Raw genomic sequence first — 12008 nt, 5'->3', positions numbered from 1 at the left:
GTCGTGCCCATGAATCAGCAGGGGGTGCGCTGGACGGCGGAACAGGTGCTGGCTCTGGCTCCTGACGCCGCGTCACGAAAAGCGGGAAGCAAGCTCGGCACGGCCGGACCGTGGTCGGGCATGGGCTGCGGCGGGTCGGGGGCCGTCTGGGGCCTGTGCAAGGGCAGCGGCAGCAAGCCGTACCAGACGATCGTGGACACCACCGGCCCCGCGTACAAGTGCAGTTGCCCGAGCCGGAAGTTTCCGTGCAAGCACGCGCTGGGCCTGCTGCTGCTCTGGGCGGGCGACGACACCGCGGTCCAGGACGGCGAGGTGCCGGACTGGGCCGGCGAGTGGCTCTCCGGACGTCGCGAGCGCACGGCCCGGCAGGAGGAACAGGCGGCGGGCGGCGGCCAGTCGGGGAAACCCGCCGACGCGGAGGCCGCCCGGCGCCGGGCCGAGCGCCGGACCGGCCGGATCACGGCGGGGGCGACGGAGCTGGAGCAGCGGCTGACCGATGTGCTGCGCGGCGGACTGGCCCAGGCCGAGCATGCGGGGTACGGCCTGTGGGAGGAGACGGCCGCACGGATGGTCGACGCCCAGGCCCCTGGACTTGCCGCGCGGGTAAGGGAGTTGGGTGCCGTACCGGGCTCCGGGCCGGGCTGGCCGGTGCGGCTGCTGGAGGAGTGCGCGCTGCTCCATCTCCTCGACCGCGCCTGGCTCGACCGGGACCGGCTGCCGGAGCCGCTGGCGGCGACCGTGCGCACGAGGATCGGGCTGACCGCCGCTCCGGACGGCCCGGTGGTCAGGGACGAGTGGCTGGTGCTCGCCCAGTACGACACGTCCGACAGCAGGATCACCACGCGTCGCATATGGCTGCACGGGCGGGCGACCGGACGGACGGCGCTGCTCCTCTCCTACGGAGCGGCCGGACGGTCCCCGCAGGTGGCCCTGCCCGTCGGTCTGGCGCTCGACGCGGAGCTGGTGCCTTACGCGGGCGGCGGCCTGCGTGCCGACCTCGGGCAGCGCTTCGGGGCTCCGGCACCGTTCACGGCACCGCCGCCCGGCGGCTCGGTGACGGACGGGCTGGCCGGGTATGGGGCCGCCCTGTGCGAGGACCCCTGGCTGGACACCTGGCCGTGCACCCTCGCCGGGGTGGTGCCGGTCCCGGGAGACGACGGCTGGCAACTGGCCGACGCCGACGGCGGGTCCGCACTGCCCGTCGCGTCGGCCGCGCTGTCCCGGCCTGCTCTGTGGAAGCTCGCCGCGCTGTCCGGGGGCGGTCCCGTCACGGTGTTCGGCGAGCTCGGGCACCGGGGGTTCGCGCCGCTCGCCGCCTGGTCCGACGAGACCGCCGAGACGGTCGCCCTCACCTGAACCACCAAGACGCACGACGGAGGATCCGATGACCGGCACCACCCGCACCACGGACTGGGAAGAGCTCGTCACCTCGGCTCTTCTCGGCACCGACCGGCGGACCCCGCCCGCCGCCGTCCTGGCGCCCGGCAAGGAGGCACCCGCCGCGCTGCTGGACGCGGCGGCACTGCACACCGTTCGGCGGCGGGCCGGGTTGCGGCCGGCCGCGGCCCGCCCGCTGCCCGAGCCCGCCCCGCACGACTCCCGGAGACCTCTGCCCGAGGCCGCCCGGCGCAGGCTCACCCAGCTGCTGGCAGACCGTGCGGCACCCGCGGGTTCCGGAGGCCGCCGCGGCACGGCGCCGGATCTGACGGAACTGCTGCCGCAGTGGCTGGCCGCCGCCAACGAGAAGGGCTACCGCGCGCCGGCCTCCGCACTGCCCGCCCTGCTCGAAGCCGCGCGGGCCCGCACCGATCTGCGGCACGCGGCACTGCGCTTCGCCGGGCCCCGCGGCCTGTGGCTCGCCCGGCTGAACGGCGACTGGAAGTTCGCACTGCGCGGGGCCTGGGGATCCTCGCGGGCCGACGGCTCGGGAGGAGGCCCGGCGCTGCCCGACCCCAAGGACGCGGTGGGTGTGCGGAAGCTGTGGGACGAAGGCCTGTTCGCCGAGCGGGTCGCCCTCCTCGGCTCCGTGCGGGCGCACGATCCCGCGGGGGGCCTGGCCCTGCTCCGTGCGACCTGGCCGACCGAGCGGGCCGAGGACCGCCTCATGTTCCTGGACTCCCTGCGTACGGGGCTGTCGGGCGAGGACGAGCCCTTCCTGGAGCTGGCGCTCTCCGACCGGAGCCGCAATGTGCGTGCCACCTCGGCCGAGCTGCTGTCCGCACTGCCGGAATCGGCCCTGGCCGGGCGGATGGCGGCGCGGGCGGCCACTTGTGTCTCTCTGGACCGGTCGGCGGGCGGTACGGGCATAGCCGTGGAGGCACCGCACGAATGCGACGCGGAGATGCAGCGGGACGGAGTCGTCCCCGCCCCGCCGTCGGGCCGGGGAGAACGATCCTGGTGGCTGGGCCAGTTGGTCGAGTCCGCTCCCCTGGCGATGTGGCCTGAGCGGCTCGGGGGGCGTACGCCCGAGGGGATCGTCGCACTGCCCGTCGCCGACGGCTGGGGCCAGGAGCTGCACGCAGCCTGGTGCCGGGCCGCGGTGCGGCAGCGGGATCCGGGGTGGTCCCGCGCCCTCCTCGGCTCGCCGGCCGCTCCACCGGACACCGGGCCTGGCACCTCGTCGCTTGCGGAGCGGGCGAAGCTCCTGGCGGCGCTGCCGGAGGAGGAGCGGGCCGGATGGGTCGGGGCCTTCATATCCGCGCACGGTCTTTCGGAGGCGTTCCAGCTGCTCGGTGTGTGTGCCGTGCCATGGGCGGAGCCACTGGGCCGCGCGGTGGTGGACGCGCTCGACATCGCCCGCGACGGAGGCAGCTACCCATGGAGCTTCAGCGGGGTGATGGGCCTCGCCGAGCGTTGTCTCGACCCGGGGGCGGCGGCCCGCCTGGAGCTGCTGACGGCGACGCCCGACGAGGCGGAGGGTGCGTCCCCTGGGGCGGGGGGCTACTGGTCCGAGGCCTTCCAGCGGCTGGTCTCGACCCTGCGTCTGCGTGCGGTGATGCACGCCGAACTGGCGGCACCGGACGCCCTGCCGGACACCCGGGTCCCGTCCGGAGCCCCCTAGTGCTGTGGCCGGACAGGTTTGCCGGGAAGCTCGCTGCGTCCGGTGCGGCACCCGAACGGACGGGAGAACCGGCGCCGGGGGGGCGATCGGGCACCGCCCGGCGACCGCCGCAGACCGCACGCGCGACGAGCACCCGCTCGCCCCTCACGGAAGGCGTGAGCGGGGGTGTCCCGGCGTCGTGGATACGGTCCTGCCGGATCAGGCGTCGGCGTGGTGCCGGACGTTCGCGTTGACCCAGTCGACGATGGAGGTCGTCGTGGCGCCCGGGGTGAAGATCGCGGCGACGCCCTTCTCCTTGAGCGGCGGGATGTCCTCTTCGGGGATGATGCCGCCGCCGAAGACCTTGATGTCCTCCGCGTCGCGCTCCTTCAGCAGCTCGAGCACCTTGGCGAAGAGCGTGTTGTGGGCACCGGAGAGGATGGACAGGCCGATCGCGTCGGCGTCCTCCTGGATGGCGGTGTCCACGATCTGCTCCGGGGTCTGGTGGAGCCCGGTGTAGATGACCTCCATGCCGGCGTCACGCAGCGCCCGCGCGATCACCTTCGCGCCGCGATCGTGGCCGTCGAGACCCGGCTTGGCCACCACCACGCGGATCGGACCGGTCACACCCATCACTGCCTCCACATACCGACGCTGCGCCGTCATTGGCACGCCCCCCGCGCCGCAGGGACCCGGGGAGGTGAACGAACGTTATCTACAGCATCCCGCAAGCGCTCGTTTCACGGTGGACAGCGAGGGGGAAATCACACGTGGGACACATTCGCCACGCGCCGTACCCGTACCCGCACCGGGCGGCACACGGACTTCGTGACCGAGCCGCCGGGCAGGTGAGCCGCGGCAGGGACGGGACAAGCGCAAGGGGAGCCGCCGGACGATTGCCGCACCGCCGTGCCGCGCCGACAGCGTGCACGGCGGTGCGGCCCGTCGGCAGCCCCGTGAGGGCATACGGGGGACGGAGCCGTCGACCCGTGCGCCATTCGGGAGGTCGGCCATGGGGATGCTGCCGCTCTTGCGGGTACAACTGCCCCTCGCGCTGCTGCGAGCCACAGCCCTGGAGCTGGTGATCCTCGCCGGTCATCTGCTGCTGTACCCGTCGGGGATGAGCCAGGAGCGTCCGGGCCGCCCGGGGCCGGTGACACCGGACTGTCCCGACGCCCCCGAGTCCCCGGGCCCGCGGACCCTGCCGGCACCGGCCCAGCCTCTCGCCCCCGTCGTCCTGCTGCACGGCTTCATCGACAACCGCTCCGTGTTCGTCCTCCTGCGCCGCTACCTCGCCCGGGACGGACGGCGTCCCGTCGAGTCGCTGAACTACTCACCGCTGACCTGTGACATACGGACCGCGGCCGAGCTGCTGGGCCGCCACGTCGAGGAGATCTGCGCCCGCACCGGCCGGCCCGAGGTCGACATCGTCGGACACAGCCTCGGCGGTCTGATCGCCCGCTACTACGTCCAGCGGCTCGGCGGTGACCGCCGGGTCCGCACCCTGGTCACCCTCGGCACCCCGCACGCGGGCACCCGCGTCGCCCCCCTCGCGAGCGCCCACCCCCTCGTGCGCCAGATGCGTCCGGGCTCGGACGTACTGGAGGAGCTGCGGCTGCCCGCCCCCGGGTGCCGGACGCGCTTCGTCAGCTTCTGGAGCGACCTCGACCAGCTGATGGTGCCGCTCGAGACGGCCCGCCTCGATCATCCGGATCTGCTGGTGCACAACGTCCGCGTGAGCGGCATCGGCCATCTCGCCCTGCCCGTGCACCCCGCCGTCGCCTCGAGCATCCGGGAAGCACTCGACTCCTCGGAGACGGAGCAGGGGGCGACCGGAGCAGTGTCCGTCGCCTGAGCCCCACCACCTCAACGAACTTCGAACAATCATCGAACGTAAGGCCAAGGCTCTTCCTTGACCTCACCGAAAGGCGGCCGAATGCCCGTTTCCCGCCTACCCAAAACCAGCGGAAGATTGTCGGCGTCGCATACCGCCGGGTACAGTCGCGCCCACTGCGTTCCTCGGGCCCCCCATCGAGGGTGACCCGAGATCCTGGTCCTGCTGCCGAGGCGAGAGAGAAGTTGGTGAACGACCAGCACCCTGACGCCGGGTACGACCCTTACGCCACCGGCAGCTTCGACACCGACCCGCTTTTCGGCGCCCTCCCGGGGGGCTATGCCTACGACCCCGGGCAGAGCGGACAGTACGACGCGACGCAGTGGCAGTCGGCGGCGACGGGTTACGACGCGTACGCCACGCAGGGGCACCAGCAGCAGTACGACGCCACCGGCCAGTGGGACGCCAACGCCTGGAACCAGACAGGGCAGTTCGAGACGGCCGCGGCCACCTTCGGCTACGACGCCACAGGGCAGTGGCCCGCGGCGGGCGGATACGGCACCACGTCGTACGAAACCGGCGCATACGACGCAACTGCCTGGAATCCGGACTCCGGCACCACCGCCGAACAGGCCGCCGACGCCTACCAGATGCCCTACGCCACCGAGCACGGCGTTCACGGCGAGTACGCGGCACACACCGGCTACCCGCAGCACACCGAGTACGGCGGCTACTACGCCGAGCAGGCGTCCGTGCCGGAACAGTTCTCCCCCCAGGCCGAGTTCGATGCCGCGCCGGAGCACGCCGACCCCCTCGGGACCGTGCACACGGCGGAGTCCGGGCTCCCGGAGACCGAATTCGGCACTGAGGAACACCTCGGCGAGGGCTACGGCGTCCAGGACTACGACACCCAGGGGCAGATCCCCGAGGCGTACGGCTCCGAGGTCCACGATCCGGAGGATCACGACCCGCAGGGCGACGACCCGTACGGCCACGACGCGAACCGTGACGACCTGGCCGGGCACGACTTCGAAGGCTACGACGAGACCGAACTCGTCGCCGCGGCCACCACCATGACCACCCCGGCCGTCACCGGCCCCGTGCGCCGCTCCGGCGGCACCCGCGGCCGCCGCCGCACTCCGGCCAAGCGTTCCGCCCTGCTCACCGTCGCCGTGCCCTCGGTCTGTGTCATGGGAGTCGCCGGAGTCGCGGCCGCCTCGGTGGGCGGGCTCGCCGGGGGCAACGAGAACGGCGACAAGACCACGGCCACGGCCGCCGACCCGGCCTCGGTGAAGCCCGTCGCGGCCAACAACAAGCTGGACACCCAGCTTGCCGCGCTGAGCGCCGACGCCCGTGACTTCGGTGACCGCGCGAACCGCACCCAGGAGCGCATCGACCTCAAGGTGCGCCAGGAGACGGAGCGCAAGAAGCGCGAAGCGGAGGCCGCTCGCCGCGAGGCACTGCGCCCCAAGTTCGCCCTCCCCGTCAGCCAGCAAGGACTGAGCGCCCGATTCGGCCAGGCCGGTGTCAACTGGATGTCCATGCACACCGGCATCGACTTCCCCGTCTCTTACGGGACGCCGGTCATGGCCGCCACCGACGGCACGGTGCGCACCCAGTGGAACAACGCCTACGGCAACATGGCCATCGTCACAGCGGCCGACGGCACGGAGACCTGGTACTGCCATCTCAGCAGCACCAAGATCCGGTCCGGCTCGGTCAAAGCCGGTCAGGTCATCGCCTATTCCGGCAACTCGGGCAATTCCACCGGACCGCATCTGCACTTCGAGGTAAGGCCCGGCGGTTCCGCGATCGACCCGCTCCCGTGGCTGCGCGGCCACGGACTCGACCCTTCGTAACGCACCCCACGCCCCGCCGGCGCGAAGGCTTCGGCGGGGCCGGGTCCGAGAACCCGCCCGGACCTCCCCGCCCCACCGTCCTCCCCGCTACAGCTTCTCGACCGGGGCGTACCGCAACAGCAGCCGCTTGGGCTTGGCGTCCCCGAAGTCGATCGTCGCCTGGGCGTCCGCGCCCGATCCCGTCACCGCCATCACGGTCCCGAGCCCGAACTGGTCGTGCGTCACCCGGTCGCCGACCGCGAGCGCGATCACCGGCTTGTCGGCCGCCCTGCGGGTGGCGAAGCCCGAAGGGCCGGAACGCGACCGCGACGACGAGAGCGAGGAGGTGATCCCCGCCGTCGGTCCGGCCGGCGCCGCCATCGGTCCCGTCCGCTTCCACTCCACATGCGCGTCGGGGATCTCCTCCAGGAACCGCGACGGAGGGTTGTACGCGGGCTGGCCCCAGGCATTGCGCATCGACGAGCGGGTCAGATAGAGCCGCTCGCGGGCGCGTGTGATGCCCACGTACGCCAGCCGCCGCTCCTCCTCCAGCTCCTTGGTCTGCCCGAGCGCCCTCATATGCGGGAAGACGCCGTCCTCCATGCCCGTGAGGAACACCACCGGGAACTCCAAGCCCTTGGCGGTGTGGAGGGTCATGAGCGTGATGACACCGCTGCCCTCCGTGTCCTCGTCCGGGATCTGGTCGGAGTCGGCGACGAGCGCGACCTGCTCCAGGAACTCGGCGAGCGTGCCGGAGCCAGCCGCTCCCGGCCCGCCGGCCTCCCCGCGCTCCTGCTCGAACTCCAGGGCCACGGCGGCCAGTTCCTGCAGGTTCTCGATGCGGGTCTCGTCCTGCGGGTCGGTCGACGCCTGGAGCTCGGCCAGATAGCCGGTCCGCTCCAGCACGGCCTCGAGGACCGTCGCCGGGCCGGCGCCCGACTCGACGATCGTACGCAGCTCCTCCATCAGCGTGTTGAAGCGCTTGACGGCGTTGGCGGACCGGGCCGCCATGCCGTACGCCTCGTCCACGCGCCGCAGCGCCTGGGGGAAGGTGATCTTCTCGCGCAGGGCGAGCGCGTCGATCATCGCTTCCGCGCGGTCCCCGATGCCGCGCTTGGGCACATTGAGGATGCGGCGCAGCGGGACGTTGTCCTCGGGATTGGCCAGAACCCGCAGATAGGCGAGGACGTCCCGGACCTCCTTGCGCTCGTAGAAGCGCACTCCGCCGACGACCTTGTAGGCCAGGCCGACACGGATGAAGATCTCTTCGAAGACGCGGGACTGGGCGTTGGTCCGGTAGAAGACCGCGACGTCGCCGGCCTTGGCCTGGCCGGCGTCCGTCAGCCGGTCGATCTCGTCGGCGACGAACTGCGCCTCGTCGTGCTCGGTGTCGGCGACGTAGCCGGTGATCTGGGCACCCGCGCCCGCGTTCGTCCAGAGGTTCTTGGGGCGGCGGCTCTCGTTGCGCTCGATGACGGCGTTGGCGGCGGAGAGGATCGTCTGCGTCGAGCGGTAGTTCTGCTCGAGGAGGATCGTGGTCGCGTCCGGGTAGTCCTCCTCGAACTGGAGGATGTTGCGGATCGTGGCACCGCGGAAGGCGTAGATCGACTGGTCGGCGTCACCGACGACGCACAGCTCGGCCGCGGGCAGGTCCTCGTACCCCTCGCCGACCAGCTCGCGCACCAGGGTGTACTGGGCGTGGTTGGTGTCCTGGTACTCGTCCACCAGGACGTGCCGGAACCGGCGCCGGTAGTGCTCGGCGACGTCCGGGAACGCCTGGAGCAGATGGACGGTGGTCATGATGATGTCGTCGAAGTCCAGGGCGTTGGCCTCGCGCAACCGCGCCTGGTACATCCGGTACGCCTCTGCCAGCGTCTTCTCAAAACCTCCTCCAGAGCCTCCGCCGGCCGCTTCGTCGGCGAAGGTCTCCTCGTCGATCAGCTCGTTCTTCAGGTTCGAGATCTTGGCGCTGAACGACTTCGGCGGGAACTTCTTCGGGTCGAGGTCGAGATCACGGCAGACCAGCGCCATCAGCCGCTTGGAGTCGGCCGCGTCGTAGATCGAGAACGACGAGGTGAAGCCGAGCTTCTTGCTCTCGCGGCGCAGGATGCGGACGCAGGCGCTGTGGAAGGTGGAGACCCACATGGCGTTGGCGCGCGGGCCGACGAGCTGCTCGACGCGCTCCTTCATCTCGCCCGCGGCCTTGTTGGTGAAGGTGATGGCCAGTATCTGCCCCGGGTGGACATTGCGGGTCGCCAGCAGATGGGCGATCCGGTGGGTCAGCACCCGGGTCTTGCCGGAGCCGGCACCGGCCACGATGAGCAGGGGCGAGCCCGTGTGCACGACGGCGGCGCCCTGCTGCTCGTTCAGCCCCTCGAGCAGCGCGGCCGGGTCCACGGCCGGGCGGGGGGCGCCGTCACGGTAGTACGCGTCCCTGGCCGGGGGCACGTCGAACCGCCCCTCGAAGAGGTCGTGCGGGACGTCCTCGGGAGGTCCGTACTCGTCGGGCGCTTCGGGCTCGTCGTGCTCCGGCGGCGGGGGCTCCTGCTGCGCCGTGGAGCGCTGGAGTCCCGCCAGGAAGCTGTCGTCAAAGAGGCTGCTCATCGCTCTATGAGTCTAGGCCGCCGCACCGACAGCCCGCCGCCGCCTTCACGGCAATCGCGCCATTCCCCACCCGTCACCGTCTGTGAAGTTGCGGCCACGACACGCCAAGGTAACGGAAATGTATCGGACATATAGCCCACCGGCCTTCACAGCAGCGCCACACTTTGGCTAGCGTGCTCGCCCAGGCAGCCCGTTCCCCCAACGGCGACCTACGCCAATCGGGCAGCTCACGCCGAATCCACCCATTCCGCAAGGAAGTTAGGAACCGGGGACCCAACCCTTCCTGTCGCCGCGCCGGCACAAGAGGGGCCCAGCACCACCGGGGTGAATCGGGCCGCGCTCAACTCGGCTCGTAGGACAGCCTTCCGTTCCGTCCGAACCCGACAGCTAACCCGGTAGGCGGTCCACGGAAGGAGATGTCGGCCTTGGCGTCGCATCGCAAGGCGCGTGCCCGTACGGGTACTCGTACGAAAAACCCGGCCGTCGGGTTCACGACGGCAGCACTCGCAGGCGTGACCCTGCTCTCGGGTCAGAGCGCCCAGGCCGAGCCGAGACCGAGCATCGACGAGGTACAGAAGAAGGTCGACGACCTCTACCGCCAGGCAGGCACCGCGACCCAGCAGTACAACCGGGCCAAAGAGGAGACCGCGGAGCAGCGCCGCGAGGTCGGCGAGATGCTCGACAACGCCGCCAAGCGCACGGAGTCCCTGAACGAGGCCCGCCGCGAACTCGGTTCGTACGCCGCGGCCCAGTACCGCACGGGTGCGGTCACGCCGACCGCCGCGCTGCTCTTCGCAGACAGCCCGCAGGACTACTTCGACCAGACGCGGCTGATGGACCGGCTCTCCGACGACCAGCGCGAGGCCGTCACCGACTTCGAGGAGCAGCAGGCCTCGGCGGCGAAGCAGCGCAAGGAGGCGACGCAGAGCCTCGAGAAGCTCAACGCTTCGCAGGAGTCGCTGCGCAGCACCAAGGAGACGGTCCAGCGGAAGCTCGCCGAGGCCCGGACGCTGCTGTCGAAGCTGACGGCGGAGGAGAAGGCGCGGCTCGCGGAGCTGGAGCGCCAGCGCGAGGAGGAGGCCCGCCGCAAGGCGGAGGCGAAGGCCGAGGCGGAAGCCCGGGCCAAGGCCGAGGCCGAGGCGAAAGCCCGGGCGGAGGCCCAGCGCCAGGCGCAGCAGGAGCAGAGCGCGGGCTCCGGCACCAGCACGGGTGCCGGTGCCTCCACCGGCACCTCCGCCGGCACGTACGCCGCCAAGGCCGAAAAGGTGCTGGCCTTCGCCCGCGCCCAGATCGGCAAGCCGTATGTCTGGGGCGCGGCCGGTCCGAGCTCCTACGACTGCTCCGGCCTGACCCAGTCGGCCTGGAAGGCCGCCGGCGTCGATCTGCCCCGCACCACCTGGGACCAGGTCGAGGTCGGACAGCGCGTCGCGACGAAGGACCTCGTCCCCGGGGACCTCGTCTTCTTCTACGACGACATCAGCCACGTCGGCATCTACATCGGCAACGGCCAGATGATCCACGCCCCCAAGCCGGGGGCGAACGTCCGCGAGGAGTCGATCTACTACATGCCGATCTACGGCAGCGTCCGACCGGCCTGAGCGTGAGCCCTGCGGAGGCAGGGCCCGGGCCGAGCAGCAGGGCCGACCGCGTGAGCCGCACGAAGAAACCCCGCCAGGGACTGCCTGGCGGGGTTTCGACGTCACCGAGGCGGCGAGTCGCTCCTTGTTCAGAGCAGCTCGCAGGCAGGCGATCGGATCGCCGGTCGGCACCTCGGTCCAGGCGGCCCCCGGCACCCCCACGCAGACGCTTCTCGGCCTCGGGATCGACTGACACGACCTCCTTGCCGTCTCGGCAGTGACAGCGTCGACGTCCGACCTATCCCAGGTCGCCCTTCTCGGGAGCGTTCACCAAATCTGACACATCTCGCACCTGAGCCGCTGTCAGGTTACGGACGTCCCACAACAGCGAGGACGTTTCAGCAACTTTCGTCGAATGCCTGTTGCTCATTGCCTTCCCACGTACACCTGTCAAGACTTCCAGGGTCTCGACCGGGATGCCGAGTACGGCTGAAAATCCATTGAGGAGATCCGCGTCAAGTTCTCTTGTGCCTCGCCCGATCGCTCCGATCGTGGCCGGCGACAGGTACACGCCGGACATCAGGTACATCACCTTGGCCGCCGAAGACCATCCCAGGTTGCGGAGTTCGAGCATCCCCACGAGGAGAGATCCGAGACCCGGGGGGTACTGCTCGTAAGGTTTCCGCTCCTTCATTGGAGCCGTTCTCGGAAGCTCAGGCAGTGACCGCGCAAAGCTACGCAGCTGCTGCCTGTCGGACGAAGACAAAGAGAGCGCACGCCGCACCAGACCGGGGAGCTCGCCGCTGGCTTCCTCATCGAATCGCGTGGCATCGGAGACAGGGACTCCCGCCACGAGACGGATGTCCTGGCTCCGCATACCCACCCGCTGCGCGAGTTGGGAGAGAAAGTCCTTCCCCATGGAAACCGCAGAAAATTCTCCCGCCGAAGTTTCGGCGTCCTGCGGAGGAGTGTTCTCCTGTATTTGCATGAGCCGTGCGAGGAGCACGTTGGGGTCCGGGTGGGTTGAAACGTCCATCGCCTCCGCCATGATTCGGGGTGTTCTTCACCTTCTGGGGGCGAACTCAAGGAGGCCGCCCCCAGTAGGCTAAATGCGG

General features: G+C 70.9%; 8 protein-coding genes and 1 riboswitch. Of the genes, 5 read left to right on the top strand and 3 right to left on the bottom strand.

Features of this window, described 5'->3' with window-relative positions:
• Positions 1-9 precede the first annotated feature (9 nt).
• Both ACTWOL_RS22770 and ACTWOL_RS22765 read left to right on the top strand, forming a co-directional pair.
• Positions 10-1356, top strand: coding sequence for an SWIM zinc finger family protein (locus tag ACTWOL_RS22770; protein ID WP_474298592.1), 1347 nt, complete (start codon positions 10-12; stop codon positions 1354-1356).
• A 28-nt stretch (positions 1357-1384) separates the two neighbouring features.
• Positions 1385-3061, top strand: coding sequence for a DUF5691 domain-containing protein (locus ACTWOL_RS22765; RefSeq protein ID WP_474298591.1), 1677 nt, complete (start codon positions 1385-1387; stop codon positions 3059-3061).
• A 198-nt stretch (positions 3062-3259) separates the two neighbouring features.
• Here the strand turns inward: ACTWOL_RS22765 and ACTWOL_RS22760 are convergent, their stop codons facing one another.
• Positions 3260-3673: a cobalamin B12-binding domain-containing protein gene (locus tag ACTWOL_RS22760; protein WP_474301236.1), complete on the bottom strand. Its 414-nt coding sequence runs from the start codon at positions 3671-3673 to the stop codon at positions 3260-3262.
• A 379-nt stretch (positions 3674-4052) separates the two neighbouring features.
• Here ACTWOL_RS22760 and ACTWOL_RS22755 point away from each other — a divergent pair, with 379 nt between their 5' ends.
• Together ACTWOL_RS22755 and ACTWOL_RS22750 are read left to right on the top strand one after the other, a co-directional pair.
• Positions 4053-4895 (top strand): esterase/lipase family protein, encoded by an 843-nt coding sequence (locus ACTWOL_RS22755; protein WP_474298590.1) that lies wholly within the window; start codon positions 4053-4055, stop codon positions 4893-4895.
• Between the two features lie 227 nt (positions 4896-5122).
• Entirely contained in the window at positions 5123-6733 is a 1611-nt protein-coding gene (locus tag ACTWOL_RS22750; RefSeq protein ID WP_474298589.1) for a M23 family metallopeptidase, read from the top strand.
• 87 nt (positions 6734-6820) lie between these two features.
• Here the strand turns inward: ACTWOL_RS22750 and pcrA are convergent, their stop codons facing one another.
• Complete coding sequence (gene pcrA, locus ACTWOL_RS22745; RefSeq protein WP_474298587.1) at positions 6821-9316, bottom strand: DNA helicase PcrA; 2496 nt, start codon at positions 9314-9316, stop codon at positions 6821-6823.
• Positions 9317-9536: 220 nt separating this feature from the next.
• A riboswitch (cyclic di-AMP (ydaO/yuaA leader) is annotated at positions 9537-9734 on the top strand.
• 7 nt (positions 9735-9741) lie between these two features.
• Here pcrA and ACTWOL_RS22740 point away from each other — a divergent pair.
• Positions 9742-10914, top strand: coding sequence for a C40 family peptidase (locus ACTWOL_RS22740; RefSeq protein WP_474298586.1), 1173 nt, complete (start codon positions 9742-9744; stop codon positions 10912-10914).
• Positions 10915-11191: 277 nt separating this feature from the next.
• Here the strand turns inward: ACTWOL_RS22740 and ACTWOL_RS22735 are convergent, their stop codons facing one another.
• A complete protein-coding gene (locus ACTWOL_RS22735; protein WP_474298584.1) occupies positions 11192-11941 on the bottom strand; it encodes a hypothetical protein in 750 nt (249 codons plus the stop codon).
• Positions 11942-12008: the final 67 nt, after the last annotated feature.

It is taken from the genome of Micromonospora sp. IBHARD003 (assembly GCF_056106285.1).
This window is presented reverse-complemented; position numbering and strand designations above follow the sequence as displayed.